Origin of the sequence: Rhizobium sp. ZK1, assembly GCF_047782645.1 — a bacterium.
In the GTDB taxonomy this organism is placed as follows: domain Bacteria; phylum Pseudomonadota; class Alphaproteobacteria; order Rhizobiales; family Rhizobiaceae; genus Rhizobium.
This window is the reverse complement of sequence record NZ_CP180586.1, coordinates 2,083,919-2,100,004: the sequence shown is the minus strand read 5'-3', so window position 1 is coordinate 2,100,004 and position 16,086 is coordinate 2,083,919. Positions and strand designations below refer to the sequence as shown.

20 protein-coding genes are annotated in these 16,086 nt (G+C 62.8%); 16 read left to right on the top strand and 4 right to left on the bottom strand.

The features are described from left to right. The first annotated feature begins 545 nt into the window (after positions 1-545). From ACK9YZ_RS10755 to ACK9YZ_RS10735, 5 genes are all read left to right on the top strand, one after another. Positions 546-1,220: a type 1 glutamine amidotransferase domain-containing protein gene (locus tag ACK9YZ_RS10755; protein WP_416066580.1), complete on the top strand. Its 675-nt coding sequence runs from the start codon at positions 546-548 to the stop codon at positions 1,218-1,220. Between the two features lie 89 nt (positions 1,221-1,309). Next, a complete protein-coding gene (locus tag ACK9YZ_RS10750; protein ID WP_416066579.1) occupies positions 1,310-1,606 on the top strand; it encodes a putative quinol monooxygenase in 297 nt (98 codons plus the stop codon). 51 nt (positions 1,607-1,657) lie between these two features. Continuing rightward, positions 1,658-2,383 (top strand): alpha/beta hydrolase, encoded by a 726-nt coding sequence (locus tag ACK9YZ_RS10745; RefSeq protein ID WP_416066578.1) that lies wholly within the window; start codon positions 1,658-1,660, stop codon positions 2,381-2,383. A gap of 152 nt (positions 2,384-2,535) precedes the next feature. Further along, entirely contained in the window at positions 2,536-3,765 is a 1,230-nt protein-coding gene (locus ACK9YZ_RS10740; protein WP_416066577.1) for an MFS transporter, read from the top strand. 254 nt (positions 3,766-4,019) lie between these two features. After that, complete coding sequence (locus ACK9YZ_RS10735; protein WP_416066576.1) at positions 4,020-5,837, top strand: methyl-accepting chemotaxis protein; 1,818 nt, start codon at positions 4,020-4,022, stop codon at positions 5,835-5,837. A gap of 15 nt (positions 5,838-5,852) precedes the next feature. Here the strand turns inward: ACK9YZ_RS10735 and ACK9YZ_RS10730 are convergent, their stop codons facing one another. Then, a complete protein-coding gene (locus tag ACK9YZ_RS10730; RefSeq protein WP_416066575.1) occupies positions 5,853-6,236 on the bottom strand; it encodes a VOC family protein in 384 nt (127 codons plus the stop codon). 192 nt (positions 6,237-6,428) lie between these two features. On the opposite strand from ACK9YZ_RS10730, the gene ACK9YZ_RS10725 reads away from it, so the two are divergent. Next, complete coding sequence (locus ACK9YZ_RS10725) at positions 6,429-6,638, top strand: hypothetical protein (RefSeq protein ID WP_416066574.1); 210 nt, start codon at positions 6,429-6,431, stop codon at positions 6,636-6,638. A 126-nt stretch (positions 6,639-6,764) separates the two neighbouring features. On the opposite strand, the gene ACK9YZ_RS10720 is transcribed toward ACK9YZ_RS10725, so the two are convergent. Both ACK9YZ_RS10720 and ACK9YZ_RS10715 read right to left on the bottom strand, forming a co-directional pair. Continuing rightward, the gene (locus tag ACK9YZ_RS10720; RefSeq protein WP_416066573.1) at positions 6,765-7,832 is read right to left on the bottom strand and encodes a D-alanine--D-alanine ligase family protein; all 1,068 of its coding nucleotides are present in this window, start codon (positions 7,830-7,832) and stop codon (positions 6,765-6,767) included. 16 nt (positions 7,833-7,848) lie between these two features. Next, the gene (locus tag ACK9YZ_RS10715; protein ID WP_416066572.1) at positions 7,849-8,469 is read right to left on the bottom strand and encodes a C39 family peptidase; all 621 of its coding nucleotides are present in this window, start codon (positions 8,467-8,469) and stop codon (positions 7,849-7,851) included. A gap of 134 nt (positions 8,470-8,603) precedes the next feature. Between ACK9YZ_RS10715 and ACK9YZ_RS10710 the strand changes: the two genes are divergently transcribed. From ACK9YZ_RS10710 to ACK9YZ_RS10700, 3 genes are all read left to right on the top strand, one after another. Beyond that, positions 8,604-10,103 (top strand): PLP-dependent aminotransferase family protein, encoded by a 1,500-nt coding sequence (locus tag ACK9YZ_RS10710; RefSeq protein ID WP_416066571.1) that lies wholly within the window; start codon positions 8,604-8,606, stop codon positions 10,101-10,103. A gap of 200 nt (positions 10,104-10,303) precedes the next feature. After that, complete coding sequence (locus ACK9YZ_RS10705) at positions 10,304-10,558, top strand: type II toxin-antitoxin system VapB family antitoxin (protein WP_416066570.1); 255 nt, start codon at positions 10,304-10,306, stop codon at positions 10,556-10,558. Further along, complete coding sequence (locus tag ACK9YZ_RS10700; protein WP_416066569.1) at positions 10,555-10,950, top strand: type II toxin-antitoxin system VapC family toxin; 396 nt, start codon at positions 10,555-10,557, stop codon at positions 10,948-10,950. The genes ACK9YZ_RS10705 and ACK9YZ_RS10700 overlap by 4 nt, the downstream gene beginning before the upstream one ends. Positions 10,951-11,145: 195 nt before the next feature. Here the strand turns inward: ACK9YZ_RS10700 and ACK9YZ_RS10695 are convergent, their stop codons facing one another. Beyond that, entirely contained in the window at positions 11,146-11,670 is a 525-nt protein-coding gene (locus ACK9YZ_RS10695; protein ID WP_416066568.1) for a DUF6428 family protein, read from the bottom strand. 58 nt (positions 11,671-11,728) lie between these two features. Here ACK9YZ_RS10695 and ACK9YZ_RS10690 point away from each other — a divergent pair, with 58 nt between their 5' ends. From ACK9YZ_RS10690 to arsK, 7 genes are read left to right on the top strand one after another with little or no spacing between them, the layout of a single operon-like run. Continuing rightward, entirely contained in the window at positions 11,729-12,085 is a 357-nt protein-coding gene (locus ACK9YZ_RS10690; RefSeq protein ID WP_416066567.1) for an ArsR/SmtB family transcription factor, read from the top strand. Beyond that, complete coding sequence (locus tag ACK9YZ_RS10685) at positions 12,082-12,612, top strand: arsenate reductase ArsC (RefSeq protein ID WP_416066566.1); 531 nt, start codon at positions 12,082-12,084, stop codon at positions 12,610-12,612. The genes ACK9YZ_RS10690 and ACK9YZ_RS10685 overlap by 4 nt, the downstream gene beginning before the upstream one ends. Beyond that, entirely contained in the window at positions 12,612-13,055 is a 444-nt protein-coding gene (arsN2, locus tag ACK9YZ_RS10680) for an arsenic resistance N-acetyltransferase ArsN2 (RefSeq protein ID WP_416066565.1), read from the top strand. Before ACK9YZ_RS10685 ends, arsN2 begins: the two co-directional genes overlap by 1 nt. Further along, positions 13,052-13,759 carry an aquaporin gene (locus ACK9YZ_RS10675; RefSeq protein WP_416066564.1) on the top strand — a complete coding sequence of 236 codons (708 nt, stop codon included), beginning with the start codon at positions 13,052-13,054 and terminating at the stop codon, positions 13,757-13,759. The genes arsN2 and ACK9YZ_RS10675 overlap by 4 nt, the downstream gene beginning before the upstream one ends. Beyond that, the gene (gene arsC, locus ACK9YZ_RS10670; RefSeq protein ID WP_216758550.1) at positions 13,756-14,184 is read left to right on the top strand and encodes an arsenate reductase (glutaredoxin); all 429 of its coding nucleotides are present in this window, start codon (positions 13,756-13,758) and stop codon (positions 14,182-14,184) included. Before ACK9YZ_RS10675 ends, arsC begins: the two co-directional genes overlap by 4 nt. Further along, positions 14,159-14,884 (top strand): arsenical resistance protein ArsH, encoded by a 726-nt coding sequence (gene arsH, locus ACK9YZ_RS10665; RefSeq protein WP_416066563.1) that lies wholly within the window; start codon positions 14,159-14,161, stop codon positions 14,882-14,884. The genes arsC and arsH overlap by 26 nt, the downstream gene beginning before the upstream one ends. Further along, entirely contained in the window at positions 14,881-16,056 is a 1,176-nt protein-coding gene (gene arsK / locus ACK9YZ_RS10660; RefSeq protein WP_416066562.1) for an arsenite efflux MFS transporter ArsK, read from the top strand. The genes arsH and arsK overlap by 4 nt, the downstream gene beginning before the upstream one ends. Positions 16,057-16,086 lie beyond the last annotated feature (30 nt).

Genomic DNA, 16,086 nt, shown 5'->3' with positions numbered 1-16,086 from the left:
CACGAGATCAGAGAAAAGTCTCGCCGTCCGCATCGTCGAAGCTGGCATAGGTCGGAGCAGCAGAGCTCATGACCAAATTTTACCAAAATTAACGGGCGGCAGATGGCATGCACATGTAGATTGGCTGCGTAAGCATAAATCCGATGCCCCGAGCATTGATAGTCTTGCGTAAAGGGCGTGGCCCTGACTGCACGGTGGAAACACGGCGGTCGCCCAGGCGGCCAACTATTCAAAATGTCAGTGATACAATCCGACGGCACGGATGTCTTTGGCTTTGTCTAAGATGCCAAGCTCCCGCCGGCTGTCAATATAGCATTGAACGCGATCAGGGGGCACGGACCAAGTGTCCTGCAGAGCCAAGCGGCGGTGATGAGACGGCGGATCGAGACCTGATTGCCGCCAGGCCATGTCACTCGTCGCGGTACCATGAGCCCACGCAAGCAGAGACCTCTGGCGAGGTCGCTTTCGTGGGACTGCGATAGGGACTGCGAGCGCCGCCCCTATCCGGAATCTATGGCAGCATCGTCATTAAAACGGGGGGAACCATGACAAAACACGTCTTGTTCATCGTCACCAATGCATCCGTGATTGGCCCGCACAGTCGCAAGACCGGCTTCTTTTTCGCCGAGGTCGCTCATCCCTACGATGTGCTCGACAAGGCCGGGATCGCAATCGAGTTTGCCTCACCCGCAGGCGGATGGACGCCGCATGACGCGTATGACGAGAAGGACCCTGCGCAGAAGGGATTTATCGAGAGCAAGGCGTTTCGTCGCCTCAATCACAGCCGCAAGTTAGCCGAGGTGGACGCCGCTGACTACGACGCCATACTGATCCCAGGCGGCCTCGGGCCGATGGTGGATATCCAACGCAACCCGGACGTCCAGAGGGCTGTCGTGCGCGCCTGGAGCACGGACAAGCTCGTGAGTGCTGTTTGTCACGGCCCGTGCTCATTGCTCGGCGTGAACCTCGGTGACGGTACGCCGTTCGTGCGCGGCAAGAAGCTCACCTCCTTCTCGAAAAAAGAGGAATATGACTATGCACGGGAGGACGTGCCCTATGAACTCGAGGACGCATTGAGGGCGGAAGGCGCCGAGTACTCGTCTGCGTCCAACTGGGAACCTCACGTCGTCGTCGATGGCCGCCTCATCACCGGCCAGAATCCCGCATCGGCGGGGCCGCTCGCACAACTGCTGCTCGCCGCTCTGAAGGAGCGGGCATAAGTCTCTGCACCGGGGCATGTCGTAGCGACCGGCCCTCTTGCCGGCAGGAGCCGACATTGCGCGGCTCGCGCCTCAGATAGGAATGAACCATGTCCACTCGCATGAAGATTGTGGGTATCCTGACCGCGCGCACTGGCAAGGCCCCCGAACTCGGAGCGTTTCTCTCGGCAATGCGGGTGCACAGCCGGGCCGAGCCCGGCAATCTGCGGTGGGATATCTGGCGAGACAAGGCCAATTCCGACCGCTTCGTGCTCGATGAGCTTTATGTCGACGACGCGGCCGTCGCCGCCCATCGCGATAGTCCGCACTTCAAGAATTATGCCGCACGGATCGGCGATCTCGCCGAGCGAACACCGATCACTCTCGACCCAGTGGAGGTCGATTAACCCAGGGGAGGGAATGCGATGAAAAGCGTGATAACAGGATTGCTCGCTGTCATGATCACAACCGCTTCCGCCGTCGTCGGCCATGCAGCCGACAAACCAGTGTCCATCGTGCTGGTGCACGGCGCGTTCGTCGATGCCTCGGGCTGGCAGCAGGTCCACGACATCCTTTCTGCCGACGGCTACGAGGTGCTGGCCGTCCAGAATCCCACGATTACCCTGCAGGGTGACGTCGATGCCACCAAACAGGTCATCGCCCGAGCCGGCAAACCGGTCGTCCTGGTCGGCCATTCTTACGGCGGGGCCGTGATCACCGAGGCCGGCAGCCTGCCCAAGGTCAAGAGCCTGGTTTATCTCGCGGCATTCGCACCTGAAGCTGGCGAGTCGGTCTACGATATCGCCACGTCGCCGACGCCGGGCGAAGACAAGGCGCCGCTGCTTCCGCCGAGCGACGGTTTCCTGTTGGTAGACATGGCGAAGTTCCCGACATCCTTCGCAGCTGACGTCGATCCCGCCAAGACGAAGTTCATGGCCGAGTCCCAGGTTCCCTGGGGGCTCGGCGCTGTGCAGACCAAAATCACGGCGCCGGCGTGGAAGGAAAAGCCCACCTACTTCATGGTAACGAATAACGACCACATGATCCCGCCCAGCCAACAGCGTTCCATGGCAGCGCGTGCCGGCGCCAAGGTCGTTGAGATCGAGTCCAGCCATGCTGTGATGCTTTCGCATCCGCAGGACGTGGCGGACTTTATCACCAGCGCGGCCGCGCCGACGAACTAAGGCATGTCGCGCAAAAGTGTGCAGCGGTTTTTGCGGCAGCGACATGCGTAAAATCAAAGCCTTAAAGCGCAGCAAGCGGATCTGAAAGATCGCGCGACGCGCTTTAAGTCACTGCGCCCCGCCGCCGAACTGTGCAGCACAGGAGTTTGAACATGTTCCAAAAGGCCTTCGAACCGCAATGCAGGGCGGTGGCAATCCATTGCACGGATGCGGCGCAACACCGGCGTCGCGGTTTGACGCTGTTTGCGCTGGCGCTTGGAAGCTTCTGCATCGGGACGTCCGAATTCGCCAGTATGGGCGTTCTGCAGCTCTTCGCCGAAAGCCTGGATATCAGCATACCGGTGGCGACAAATGCGATCACCGCCTATGCGTTCGGGGTGGTGATCGGCGCCCCTCTCGTCACGCTCGCTGCCGCCCGATTTAACCGGAAGAGCCTGCTTCTGGCATTGCTCGGCCTTTTCGTCGTCGGCAATGTGCTCTCGGCGCTTGCCGCCAATCTCGGCATGTTCGCGCTCGCCCGCTTCATCAGCGGTATGCCCCAAGGCGCTTATTTCGGTGCCGGCGCCGTCGTCGCCTCCTATATCGTCGGGCCCGGACATGGCGGCAAGGCCTTTGCCCTCGTCATGACGGGATTGACGGTTGCGACCATCATAGGTTCGCCGCTCGCTACCTTTCTTGGCCAGAACCTCGGCTGGCGGAACACCTATTTCGCCGTTGCCGGCGCGGGTGTGCTGGCGCTGCTGGCTCTTTGGGCATGGGTGCCGCGGACCGAGGCGCTGGACGGCGGGCCGATCGCACAGGAACTGAGTTCGCTCCGCCGAGGCGCCGTCTGGATCATGATGCTGGTCGCCGCCCTCGGCGTGGCGAGCATCTTCGCGGTCTATACGTTCATCGGACCGTTCGTGACCGATGTCGCAGTCATCGACAGGGCATGGATCCCGGTGGCGCTGGCCCTCTTCGGTATCGGCATGACGGCGGGGAACCTTATCGGCGGACGGATCGCCGACAGCCACCCTTCGCGGGGGCTCGTCGTTGGCTTCGGCGGCGCACTCATCGTACTGGCAGTCCTCGCATCATCAGGAGGAAATGTCGCGCTGCTGATGATCGGCCTCTTCGGTGTCGGCACGACGATGATGATTGCCATCCCTACGATCCAAGTCAGGTTGACAAGCTTTGCGCCGGAAGCACCGACTTTGATGGGCGCCATGAACCTGGCAGCCCTCAACGTTGCCAACGCCATCGGCGCCTGGGCCGGCGGAGCGGCGATCGCGGCCGGATTCGGTCTTCTCTCGGCGGTCTGGGCCGGCTTCCTCCTGACGCTTCTTGGCCTGGTCGTCTTTGCAACCACGCTGCCGCGCGCGCCTCAACTCGCTGCTGCGTGAGGCGATAGCGTACCGTTTAGGAGCGTGGCGATGGTATCAAGTATGATATCCCGTCGATGAAGAAAGAAAGCCGGTTCTTTAGCGATATCGGCGCTGGAATTGACAAATAATATTTCCGGCCTTGTCTCTGTCTAAGATAAAGGCGAATTCGATACTGTTTATTTACCATGCAATATTAAGTTCCGAGAGCGTGCTCGCTCAGGAGGTGGATCGAGCGCGTAAGCGGCGGCTTGCCGCATCTTCGGGGATCGATCATGAAGCTCACCATTGCCAGAAATCTCGCCGTCGTGGGCATTGCCGTTTCCGTCGGCATGTTCGCTTCCTTCGGGCTGCAGCAGGCCGCGCTCGAACGGCTGAAGGTCAACGGGCCGATCTACGAGCAGATCGTCTATGGCAAGGACCTGATCGCCGACATCCTTCCGCCGCCGCTCTTCGTGGTCGAATCCTACATGCTGTCGCACGAGGCCAACGACTTTCCCGATCTTGTCGATGCCAACCTCGCCAAGATCGCGACGCTGAAGGCAGCCTATGAGGATCGCCGCGCCTATTGGCAGACGACAGGCCTGCCGCAGCCGCTCAAGGACGAGCTCAACAGGCAAGTGCTGGCCAAGGGCGACATCTTCTGGAAGGTGATGGATGAGGACGTCATTCCGGCACTCAAGACCGGGAAAGGCGGTGCTGCGGCCGAGCCGATGGTCAAGCTGAGGACCGCCTTCCATGACCATCAGGATGCGGTCGAAAAGCTCGTGGTCAATTCCGACACCTATCTCAAGGGGCAGGAGAAGAATGCTGCCGACGAGATCATGACATGGACCTCGGCCGCCGCAGCGGCTTCGCTCGCGTCCTTCCTGCTGCTGCTCGCCGGGCTGTATTTCTTCCGTCGCCGCGCCATCGTGCCGATCGACGGCATGAAGCGCTATATGAGCGGCCTTGCCAATGGCGATTTCTCGCAGGACGTGCCCTTTGCCGAGCGCAGCGACGAGATCGGCCAGATGGCGCAGGCTGTCGTCGTCTTCCGCAACAATTCGCTCGAGCGCCGCGAAGCGCACCTGCGCGAGGCGGGGGCCAAGGAAGCCGAAGTGACCCGCGAACGCCAGTTGGCCCTGGAGCGCGCTTCCGAGGAAGCCGCGCGTGACGAGGTGATCCAGTCGCTCACCCGGGCGCTCGATGAACTGTCGCGCGGCAATCTCGGCTTCCGCATCGATACCAGGTTCTCAGCCGCTTACGAAGAACTGCGCGCTGCCTTCAATTCCAGTGTCGATACGCTGTCCAGCTCGATCGATTCCGTCTCCGGCGCGACCAGCACGCTGCGTCATTCTTCGCATGATATTGCCGGCGCCATGGAGGCGCTGTCGAAGCGGACCGAGCAGCAGGCGGCGACCATCGAAGAGACATCGGCCGCGCTTGCCGAAATCACGTCGGCCGTCGGCAATTCCTCGTCTCAATCGGCCGAGGCAAGCCGGATGACTGATGAGACCAGCAAGGCCGCGCTGCAATGCACCGAACTGATGCGCGAGGCAATCGCGGCGATGCAGCGGATCGAGGGTTCGTCCGACCAGATCGGCTCGATCATCAACGTCATCGACGACATCGCCTTCCAGACCAACCTTCTGGCGCTCAATGCCGGTGTCGAGGCGGCCCGCGCGGGCGAAGCCGGCAAGGGTTTTGCCGTCGTGGCACAGGAAGTGCGCGAACTTGCCTCCCGCTCGGCCAATGCCGCCAAGGAGATCAAGGTTCTGGTCTCGACATCTTCGGACCAGGTCGGCTCGGGCGTGACGCTCGTCAACCGAACGGGCGAAGCGCTCTCCCACATCGAGACCAGGGTCCGGCATGTCGGCCAGCTGATCGATGCGGTGGTCGCTTCCTTGAGGGAGCAGTCCTCGGCGATCGGCGACATCAACAGCTCGGTTCACGCGATGGACGAAGTGACCCAGCGCAATTCCGCCATGGCGGCGCAAACCAATTCGGCCTGCAAGGGGCTCAACGAGCAGGTCCTGGCGCTGGAAGAGATCGTTTCGCGCTTTCGGATCGTGGCTGCACGGGATGGTGTTACGGCAAGCCGCGCCGCCTGAGCCGAATTGCTTCAGCTACTTCCTGGGTGGCTCGAACAATTCGACGGGATTGCCGGCGGGATCGTCGACGAGGACCTGCTTGCCGCCCATTCCGGCCACGATCTCGTTGCGAAACCTGGCGCCTGATCTCTGCAGGCGTGCGACCTCGTCTTCGATATTGTCGACTTCCAGCTGAATGCGGTTCCATCCGCCGGGTTCGGGCCGGCGTCCATCCGGCATGGGCTGAGACGCGCCGCCTGGCCCGGTCGTTGCGTTCACGAGCAGGCGAAGATCGCCTCTGGTGAGCATGGCGAAGCCTGGAGCCGGATGCATTGTGAGCGTAAAGCCGAGCGATTGCGTATAGAAGGCAATCGCGGCATCGACATCGTCGACGATATAACGAACGCTGACAGTAGCCATATCAATTCCTCCTACGGATAAGGCTGGGCGATGGCGGAAGAGCTGAAGCGTGCAGCATCGGATATAGCGTCCGGGTCGAGACCTTGTAGCTGCGTGAGGGATATCGGGAACCAGACCGGAGGGCAGGCGTTCGGCCTGCAGCCGCCAGACCGACTGGCGGTTCATCGAAACCCGAGCCATGGGAGAATACCGATGGTCAGTGCAGCCGATCGCGATCCGCGTCACCATACGCAGAAAATGCAGGTGCGCCTTCAGGAGATGATGGACCATTTGCGAGAGGACATCGTTGATGTCGATGAGCCGCAGCTCAAAGCCATGTTCGAGACCGCAGCCGAGGTGCTGGGCGGGCTGAAGAAGGCATTTGGCGACTATGAGAAGAAAACCGAGCCCGCGTGGAAGTAGGGGGCGAGCAGATTTCGTCGCTGGCAACAAGGTTATCTTCGACGTTGGCGGCAACACCTATCGCATCGTGGGGCGCCCCAACCCCTCCCCACCTGTGGGGAGGGGTCTTTTTCTCAAGGCCAGAGCTCACGCCCCGCGCGCCAGCCCATGCTCCACCAGCCGGTTGATGACCTCGGCATAGGCCACGCCGCTGGCGGCCATCGCCTTGGAATACATGCTGATATCGGTGAAGCCCGGAATGGTGTTCACCTCGTTGACGACGAAGCGCATGTCTTCCATCAGGAAGAAATCGACGCGGGCCATGCCGTCGCAGCCGAGCGCCCGGAAGGCGCGGGCGGCCATGTCGCGGAGCTTGCTTTCGACCTCGGCGGGAAGCTCGGCCGGCACTTTCAGGGCGGCGCCATTCTCATCGAGATATTTGGCGGTGTAGCTGTAGAAGCCATGGCTTTCGGCGGGCGCGATCTCGCCGGGGCGGGAGACGAAGAGGTCGCCCTTCGTGTCTTCGAGCACGCTGCATTCGATCTCGCGCCCGGCAATGAATTCCTCGGCGATGAGCTTGCGGTCATGGCTGAAGGCTTCCGCCAGGGCGGGGGCGAATTCCTGGCTGCCCGAGACTTTTCGCACGCCGACGGAGGAGCCCTGGCGGGCGGGCTTGATGAAGAGCGGCAGGCCGAGCGCGCCTTCCAGCGTTTCCAGCGCAGGCGGGCTTTCCTGATCGAGCGTCACCGAGCGGGCCACCGGCAGGCCGGCCGCTTTCAGGAGCTGCTTGGCGATATCCTTGTCGAGCGCCGTTGCCGAGCCGAGGATGCCGCAGCCGGCAAGCGGCACACGCGCCACCTGGCAGAGCCCCTGAACGGCGCCGTCCTCCCCATGCAACCCATGCAGGACCGGGAAGACGATGTCGATCCTGCCGGCCTCAGTGGCCTTGCCATCGGGGCCGATCGCCAGCAGACGGCCATGGCCGCCGGGCACGAGGCAGAGTTCGGTGCCGGAGGAGGGCTTTTCGAGTTCGCCATCGGCAAAGCGGCTTTGCAGCCAGCGGCCGTCCTTGCTCACGAAGACGGGCAGGGCGTCATACCGTTCCGGATCGAGCGCGCGCATCACATTGGTGGCCGACATGATGGAGACGTCGTGTTCGCTGGAACGGCCGCCGAAAAGCACGGCGATGCGCAGCCTGGTCTGGGAAGGGCTCATCGGAATTCTCCTAATTTCAGAAGCTGACCGCAATGCCTCTGTTGGCGAAGAAGCGGTCGAAGGCGGCAAGCGGCAGGGTGACATCGGCCTGGGTGGCGCGCTCGTGGCCGGACGGGTTGTGGAAGCGCACGCTGTCTTCATCGGCCGCCGTCACCAGAACAAGATGGCCGCCCTTGCCCGGCGGCTCGCGCTCCGGCCAGCGGATCGCGCTGCTGACCGAGGCGATGAAGAAGCGATGGGAGGAGAGGATTTCGGCAATGGTTTCCGCCGGCACCTGTGTCTTCACATCCGCCGAAAGCCCGAAGCGCTCGCGCACGAAGGTGACGAAGGGCACGTAGATCAGCCCCTTGATCGAGGCGTCGGCCTCATTGACGACATAGCCGCCATAGGTGGTGCAGGCTCTTGCGAGGGACAGGATCGGATGCGCCTCGCCGCGGGCGGCCAGGATCATCTTCAGGCAGGCCATGCCGCAGATATTCACCGCCCAGCGCGCATATTCCTCCACAGTCTCGGCGCCGGAATTCTTCCAGAGCGGATCACGGTGAAGCGCTGTCGCACCTTCGGCCAGCACGGGCAGGGTCATTTCGGGTGACTCCCACTGGCTGAAATAGGGCACGGCGAGCTTTGGCTGGTTCATGTCGTCTCCATTGGGCATTGCGATTGCGAATCCGGCTTGAAAGTGGCTCGATCTAAATGCATTTTGACGTGACTTTGAAGATCCACTTCGCTTATCGCGCGTGGGCCACTTGAACCTGATATTGGGGAGCCTTCATGACGCTGAGGAGAAGACGCGAAGCGCCTTCGGCTTCTTTCCGGCCTGGTATCGATCCGTCGTCATCAGCGCCGCTGCCGCGGCAGCTCTACCTCTCGCTGCGAAACGCCGTCGCCGAGGGGCGGCTGACGGGTGGGCAGCGGCTGCCCTCGACGCGGCTTGCCTCGGCGGAGTGGGCGATCTCGCGCGGCGTCATCGCCGAGGCCTATGAGATCCTGATCGCAGAGGGGTTTGCCGTGGCGCGCCATGGCTCCGGCACCTATATCGCCTCGTCCATTCCCGAGGGTGCGACGCGGATCGATCCCGCGGATGCCGCCAGCGCGCAACCGATCCGGCGCAGCGTCTCAGTCGCTGCCACCAATATCCTGACACGCGGGCCGAGCCTGGAGCCGCAGCAGGCGCTGCCATTCGTCACCGGCCGTATCGCTCATGACGAGCGTACGGCGCGGCTTTTGAACCGCATCGCCGTCAGGCATATGAACTATGCTTTCGAAGGCTATGGCGACATCCAGGGCGACTTGCGGCTCAGGGCGGCGATCAGTGCGCATCTCGCCGTCTCGCGCGGGGTGCGCTGCGCGCGCGAGCAGATCTTCATAACGGCGGGCACGCAGCAGGCGCTCGACCTTGCCTTTCGCGTGCTGATGACGCCGGGCGATAGAGCCGTCGTCGAAGATCCGTGCTATCCGCCGGCGCGGCAATGCCTCGTCCTGAACGGCATCGAGGTCGTCGGACTGCCGGTCGACGCTGACGGCATCGATATCTCCCGTCTGCTGGACGGAACGCTGCCGCCGCCCGCCGCTTTCTACGTCACGCCCTCCAACCAGTATCCGGTCGGCTCGGTGCTGTCGCTGTCGCGCCGGCTCGGGCTGCTTTCCTATGCCGAGGAGAACGATTGCTGGATCATCGAGGACGATTACGACAGCGAATTCCGCTATCAGGGCCACCCGATCGCCTCGCTGCACGGCCTCGACAAGGCAAACCGCGTTCTCTACACCGGCACCTTCAGCAAGGCGCTGCTGCCGAGCCTGCGCATCGGCTACCTCGTCGTCCCCGCCGATCTCGTGCCCGCCTTCCGCGCCGTGCGCCCCGCCGTCGACCGCTGCCCGCCAAGCTTCCAGCAGCGGGTGATCGCCGATTTCCTGGAGGAGGGCTATTTTCCGGCCCATCTGCGGCGGCTCAGGGAGCGGCTGCGGGCCTCGCGCGACATGCTGGCAGGGTTTCTGGGGGAGCGGTTGGCGGAGCATGTGGCGGTGCTGCTGCCGGATCAGGGCATCAATCTCACGGTTCGGAGCACCGGCGGCTGGGACGACGACACCGCGGTTTCCGCTGCGGCGCTGAATAAGGGCGTGGTGGTGATGCCGCTGTCGCGCATGAACGTCGTCTCAACGGATCGGTCGCGGTTGCTGTTCGGGTTCTCAGGGCTTTCGGAGGGGGAGGCGGATAGGGGGACGCGGGTGCTTGCGGAGGTGTTCGCGGGCGGAGAGTTTGCTGGAGGGTAGGGCCGAGTTAGGAGGATAACCGGCGGCGGCTCGCGCTGGCTCGGTGATCATATCGCGTCCCTGGCTTCCGCGAGTGCTGCGCGAAGAAATCCCATCGGTGCATGCTGCGCGCAGCCGTGTCGGCCCTCCGATCTCAATACAGTCGCTTGTTTGCATCTCTCGGAATATGATATCCAACGTCGAGTTTTTAGAGAAAGATCATGCTGCACCTTACCCACGATACGGAACAGCTCGCCCGCAGGCTTGCAGCGCGTGTCGGCCGCAAGCCTGAAGACCTGATCCGCGCTGCGCTCGAACGCGAGGCCAAGGCGCTCGGTGTCTCCGAGGAGCCGCAGCCCAGGCGCCGCCGGATGACCGTGGAGCAAATGCTTGCTGTCGGCGAAAAGATCACGGCCCTACCGCTGCTCGATCCGCGTTCCCCACAAGAGATCGCCGGCGATCTCAACGACCCATGATCGTAGTCGACTCGTCGGCAATCCTCGCAATCCTCGAAAAGGAAAGCGACGCCACCCTTTACGCTCGCGCGATCCGCGAGGCAGATAGTCTCGTGATCTCGGCCGTCAACGCACATGAAACCGCCGTTGTCTTGCGTAGTCGCAGAGGCCCGGAGGGTGAGGTAACGCTGTGGGCTTTCCTTGCTGCCAATGAGATAACCGTCGCACCTTTCGATGAGGATCAGGCGCGGAGAGCCTCCGAATCCTTCGGGCGGTTCGGCAAGGGCATTCACTCCAAAGCTCGGCTTAATCTTGCGGACTGCGCCGCCTACGCTCTCGCCAAGAGCCTGTCGGCTCCTCTGCTCTTCAAGGGCGACGACTTCGTACACACGGATATCGAGCAATGGCGCTGATCGGTTAAGCCCGCGTCCCAACGCGAGATCAGACCGCCTCTGCGCAGCTCGACACGCCGGGGTAAGATTGAGTGCGGTCGCATTTTCGAAAGACCTCCTCGGGTGCGAACCAGATCAGCCGCAGTTCTCCGGCGCGAGCATGCCGCCTCGGACAAGCCGAATACACGATGTCTTCGAGGCGGCCCGAAGCGGTCGTCAGGGCTGGACGCAGCATTTGGCAGCGGTCGCCGATCCGCGGCAGGCGGCGGACTGCGCCTGCTCGGCGAGCCACCGGTCACGAGGCTTGCAGCTTGCGTGTCGTGGCGAGAGCTCCACATGCACTGCGCCGGCGCGGAGCGTCGGCATCGCCGCGCAATAGAGCTGCATCGGTTGCACACCGTCGCTGACTTCGAAGGTCAGCCTGGCGGTATCGTCGAGTTTGACGTGCTCGGTAACCTTGCGGATGATGGCGTAGAACTTGCCGGCAGGCATGTGCGTGCGGTCATCCTCGTCGATGTCCCAGAGCTGAATGAAAATCTCCGTCCAGGCCTCGGGGTTGGCGCCGCAGTCGAGCGCCGAGAACTGGCCTGCCTTGACCTCGGTGACGTGATAGCCCGGCTTCACCGGCCGTCCGTCGTAATAGAAAATCAGCGGGCAATCCCTGGCTGCCGAAAGCACGCCCATCAGGTCGCCGAGGCAGATATCGTCCTTCTGCATTTTGCTGTTGTCGATGGCGTTCATTTGCGCTAATCCTCGTTTCAATGATTCAATGATTCAATGATTCAAGGATTGTTGAAATATGGATCAACGTCAAGCCCTCGTCGCATTCGGCGCATTGTCCCAGGAAACGCGACTGCACATCATTCGCATGCTTGTCGTCACCGGCCCTGACGGCATGGCGGCCGGCGCGATTGCGGAGAAGCTCGAAGTCTCGCCATCGAATGTGTCCTTTCATCTGAAGGAACTCGAACGCTCCGGCCTGATCGCGCAACAGCGCGAATCCCGCTCGATCATCTACACGGCGAACTATGAAGCGCTCGGAGGCCTTGTTCGCTTCCTGATGGAAGACTGCTGCTCCGGTCACCCGGAAATCTGTGCGCCTGCCGCTGAGGTCGCGGCCTGCTGCACCCCTAAAATGGAGGAGAAACTGCAATGACCACTGACCGCGTTTACAATGTGCTCTTTCTCTGCACGGGCAATTCGGCCCGTTCGATCCTGGCGGAATCCATCCTGAATACGGAAGGCAAAGGCCGCTTCAAGGCCTATTCGGCCGGCAGCCAGCCGAAGGGCGAGGTCAATCCGCATGCCCTGAAGGAGCTTGAGGCGCTGGGCTATCCGACAACGGGCTTTCGCTCGAAAAGCTGGGATGAATTTGCAGAACCGGGTGCGCCTGAGATGGATTTCATCTTCACAGTCTGCGACAGCGCTGCCGGCGAGGCCTGCCCCGTCTGGATCGGTCATCCGATGACTGCTCACTGGGGCGTGGAGGATCCGGCCGCCGTGGAAGGCAGCGAAGTGGAGATTGGCCGCGCCTTCGCCCAGGCGGCCCGCTTCCTGAAGAACCGCATCATGGCCTTCGTCAGCCTGCCGCTTGCGTCGATCGACAAGCTCGCGCTGGAAACGCACCTGCGCCAGATCGGCACGATGGAAGGCGCCAGCATCAAGCAGCCCAAGGCAAGCTGATGGGTTCCGATCTCAATCAGCAGGCCCTGGAAGGCCATGACGGCGGCCTTCGCGCCGCACTTTCGGGCGCCGGGCTTCCGGTCGATGATCTGACGGATGCCGGCCGAAGCTTCTACCGGTTTTCGCGTGACGGCGAGACTGTCGGCTTCGGCGGGCTGGAACTCCATGGCGAGGTCGCACTCCTGCGTTCCATTGTCGTGCTGCCCGATCAGCGGGGCTTCGGCTTCGGCCATGCAATCACCCTCGGATTGCTCGATCAGGCCCACAGGAACGGCGCGACCGCTGCCTATCTGCTGACGGAAACGGCCGCCTCCTTCTTTCAATCGCTCGGTTTTCGTTCCATCGCCCGCGAAGACGCGCCTGCGGCCATCCTGACGACGCGGCAGGCTGCAAGCCTGTGTCCGGCATCCGCCGCCCTGATGCTCCGGAGCCTGCCGGCATGAGCGCGCAGACATTTCCGCTGTCACGGCGATTGGCCGCCGAAGCCATCGGCACGGCTCTTCTCGTGGCGACCGTCGTCGGCTCGGGCATCATGGCCGACGGCCTGACGGATGATACGGCGCTGGCGCTGCTTGCCAATACGCTGGCGACGGGCGCGATCCTCGTCGTGCTGATTACTGTTTTCGGTCCGATATCGGGCGCGCATTTCAATCCGGTCGTCTCGCTGGTCTTTGCGCTGCGCCGCGAATTGCCGGCCGCTTCGGTTCCTGCCTATATCGCTGCGCAGATCCTTGGCGGCATTGCCGGCACGATGCTCGCGCACGGCATGTTCGCCCTGCCTTTGCTGCAGGCTTCGGGCACGATAAGGTCAGGCGGCGCGCAATGGCTGGCGGAGGTGACGGCGACCTTTGGCCTCGTCTTCGTCATCCTCTCAGGCGTCCGCTTCCGCGTCGATGCCGTGGCATGGCTGGTCGGCCTTTATATCACTGCCGCCTACTGGTTCACGGCATCCACGTCCTTTGCCAATCCGGCCGTCGCGATTGCCCGATCGCTGACGCACACATTCTCCGGCATCCGCCCGATCGATCTGCCGGGCTTCATCGTCGCGGAAGTCGTCGGCGCATTGCTGGCGCTGATGTTCGCCGGCTGGCTGCTGATGGACGCCCGCAATCCCGACACCCTCACAGAGACGGAACCCACCCCATGACAACAGACGTAACGATCTACCACAACCCCGACTGCGGCACGTCGCGCAACACGCTGGCGATGATCCGGAACGCCGGCATCGAGCCAACCGTGATCGAATATCTGAAAAACCCGCCGAGCCGCGAAGAGCTGGTGAAGATGATTGCCGATGCCGGCCTGACTGTGCGGCAGGCGATCCGCGAAAAGGGCACGCCCTATGCGGAACTCGGCCTCGACAATCCATCCCTGACGGACGAGCAATTGCTCGACGCCATGCTGAAAGACCCTATCCTGATCAACCGGCCCTTCGTCATCACGCCTTCCGGCACGCGCCTCGCGCGTCCTTCGGAGGTGGTTCTGGATATCCTGCCGGATACCCACAAGGGCGCTTTCGCCAAGGAAGACGGCGAGAAGGTGCTCGATGCCGAGGGCAAGCGCATTGTCTGATCTGCCAGCCGCTTCGCCGACACATCTGCGTCAGGTCGATTTCGGGGCGCTGCGGCCTCCATTCTCGACGCACAAGCCGCGCATCCTGATCCTCTATGGCTCGCTTCGCGCCGTCTCCTATAGCCGCTTGCTTGCGCAGGAGGCGGGGCGGCTGCTCGAACATTTCGGCTGTGAAGTGCGCATATACGATCCGAAAGGCTTGCCGCTGCCGGACGATGCGCCCGTGTCGCATCCCAAGGTGCAGGAGTTGCGCGACCTGTCGCAATGGTCCGAAGGTCAGGTCTGGGTGAGCCCCGAGCGCCACGGCGCAATGACCGGCATCATGAAGGCGCAGATCGACTGGATTCCGCTGTCGGTCGGTTCCGTCAGGCCGACGCAGGGCAAGACGCTCGCCGTCATGCAGGTCTCCGGCGGTTCGCAGTCTTTCAATGCGGTTGGGCAGTTGCGCATCCTCGGCCGCTGGATGCGGATGATCACCATCCCGAACCAGTCGTCAGTGGCGAAGGCATTCCAGGAATTCGACGCCGACGGCCGCATGAAACCCTCATCCTATTACGATCGCGTCGTCGATGTCTGCGAAGAGCTGGTGAAGTTCACATGGCTGACGCGCGACGCGTCCGGCTATCTCACCGATCGCTACAGCGAGCGGAAGGAAGAAGCTCAGAAACTGGAGCAACGCGTGAGCCTGAAATCCATATGAGTGAACGCGTTCCGCTTGCTGCCGTCGCCGCGCTCGGCGTCACACAGATCATCGGCTACGGCACGCTTTATTACAGCTTCAGCATCCTCGCTCCCGACATGGCCACGCAGTTTTCGTGGTCGAGCGAATGGGTCTTCGGCGCGCTGTCTGCCGCTCTTCTCGTCGGCGGCCTCACGGCGCCATGGCTGGGCGTGCTGTTCGACAGGATCGGCGCGGGCAGGGTGATGGCATCGGGCTCCCTTGCGGCGGCTGTCGCGCTGACCGCCTGCGCTCTTGCCCCTAACAAGGCAGCCTATGTTGCCGCGCTAATCGCCATCGAGGTCTCCGCCAATCTCGTTCAATATGGCGCTGCCTTTGCGCTGCTCGTGCAGATCCGGCCGCAGGTCGCTTCCCGCAGCATCACCTATCTGACGCTGATTGCCGGCTTCGCCTCGACGATCTTCTGGCCGATCACCACGGCGCTGCATGCACATCTCAGCTGGCAGAACGTCTATCTTGTGTTCGCCGTCCTCAACCTTGCCATCTGCCTGCCTGTTCACGCGTGGCTGTCCCGCAGCGGAACCGCGCGCAGGGCCGTCGCATCGGCCGCCGCCCCGCAGGTGGCGGGGCGTTTGCCGCCGCGACGCCGCCGGCTCGGCTTTGCGATCATGGTCACGGGTTTCTCGCTAATGTCGCTGTCGAGCTCTGCCATGCTGGTGCATCTGGTGCCGCTGCTCTCGGGGCTTGGGCTTGGCGCAACGGCCGCGCTTGTCGGCACGCTGTTCGGGCCGTCGCAGGTCGGCAGCCGGCTGATCAACATGATCTTCGGCAAGAACCTGCCGCCGCTCCATCTGGCCGTCATCGCGGCGATGCTCATTCCGGGCGGCGTGCTGGTTCTGCTGTTCTCGGCCCCGTCCGTGCCGGGCGCCATGGTTTTCGCCATCATTTTCGGCATGGGCAACGGCCTGCTCAGCATTGTCACCGGCACCTTGCCGCTTAATCTTTTCGGCAGCGAGGGCTACGGCAGGCTGCAGGGCAAGATGATGGCGGCGCGGCTGATCCTGTCCGCCCTGGCGCCCTTCGTGCTGGCCTTCGCGATGGAGAATCTGGGCATCGCCACGTCGCTCGGCGTCGTGGCCGCGCTCGGCGGGCTTTCCATCATCGCTTTGTCTTCCCTCGCGCTGTTGCAATGACCGCAGCCCCGCCGGAAGTGCTGCGGCAAG

Excerpts from the sequence above, each read along its gene's own strand:
- ACK9YZ_RS10710 (WP_416066571.1), top strand. The coding sequence starts at position 8,604 with ATGACGCTGAGGAGAAGACGCGAAGCGCCTTCGGCTTCTTTCCGGCCT.
- ACK9YZ_RS10685 (WP_416066566.1), top strand. The coding sequence starts at position 12,082 with ATGACCACTGACCGCGTTTACAATGTGCTCTTTCTCTGCACGGGCAAT.
- ACK9YZ_RS10690 (WP_416066567.1), top strand. The coding sequence starts at position 11,729 with ATGGATCAACGTCAAGCCCTCGTCGCATTCGGCGCATTGTCCCAGGAA.
- ACK9YZ_RS10735 (WP_416066576.1), top strand. The coding sequence starts at position 4,020 with ATGAAGCTCACCATTGCCAGAAATCTCGCCGTCGTGGGCATTGCCGTT.
- ACK9YZ_RS10730 (WP_416066575.1), bottom strand. The coding sequence starts at position 6,236 with ATGGCTACTGTCAGCGTTCGTTATATCGTCGACGATGTCGATGCCGCG.
- arsN2 (WP_416066565.1), top strand. The coding sequence starts at position 12,612 with ATGGGTTCCGATCTCAATCAGCAGGCCCTGGAAGGCCATGACGGCGGC.
- arsC (WP_216758550.1), top strand. The coding sequence starts at position 13,756 with ATGACAACAGACGTAACGATCTACCACAACCCCGACTGCGGCACGTCG.
- ACK9YZ_RS10725 (WP_416066574.1), top strand. The coding sequence starts at position 6,429 with ATGGTCAGTGCAGCCGATCGCGATCCGCGTCACCATACGCAGAAAATG.
- ACK9YZ_RS10745 (WP_416066578.1), top strand. The coding sequence starts at position 1,658 with ATGATCACAACCGCTTCCGCCGTCGTCGGCCATGCAGCCGACAAACCA.
- arsH (WP_416066563.1), top strand. The coding sequence starts at position 14,159 with ATGCCGAGGGCAAGCGCATTGTCTGATCTGCCAGCCGCTTCGCCGACA.
- ACK9YZ_RS10675 (WP_416066564.1), top strand. The coding sequence starts at position 13,052 with ATGAGCGCGCAGACATTTCCGCTGTCACGGCGATTGGCCGCCGAAGCC.
- ACK9YZ_RS10715 (WP_416066572.1), bottom strand. The coding sequence starts at position 8,469 with ATGAACCAGCCAAAGCTCGCCGTGCCCTATTTCAGCCAGTGGGAGTCA.
- ACK9YZ_RS10700 (WP_416066569.1), top strand. The coding sequence starts at position 10,555 with ATGATCGTAGTCGACTCGTCGGCAATCCTCGCAATCCTCGAAAAGGAA.
- arsK (WP_416066562.1), top strand. The coding sequence starts at position 14,881 with ATGAGTGAACGCGTTCCGCTTGCTGCCGTCGCCGCGCTCGGCGTCACA.
- ACK9YZ_RS10755 (WP_416066580.1), top strand. The coding sequence starts at position 546 with ATGACAAAACACGTCTTGTTCATCGTCACCAATGCATCCGTGATTGGC.
- ACK9YZ_RS10740 (WP_416066577.1), top strand. The coding sequence starts at position 2,536 with ATGTTCCAAAAGGCCTTCGAACCGCAATGCAGGGCGGTGGCAATCCAT.
- ACK9YZ_RS10705 (WP_416066570.1), top strand. The coding sequence starts at position 10,304 with ATGCTGCACCTTACCCACGATACGGAACAGCTCGCCCGCAGGCTTGCA.
- ACK9YZ_RS10720 (WP_416066573.1), bottom strand. The coding sequence starts at position 7,832 with ATGAGCCCTTCCCAGACCAGGCTGCGCATCGCCGTGCTTTTCGGCGGC.
- ACK9YZ_RS10750 (WP_416066579.1), top strand. The coding sequence starts at position 1,310 with ATGTCCACTCGCATGAAGATTGTGGGTATCCTGACCGCGCGCACTGGC.
- ACK9YZ_RS10695 (WP_416066568.1), bottom strand. The coding sequence starts at position 11,670 with ATGAACGCCATCGACAACAGCAAAATGCAGAAGGACGATATCTGCCTC.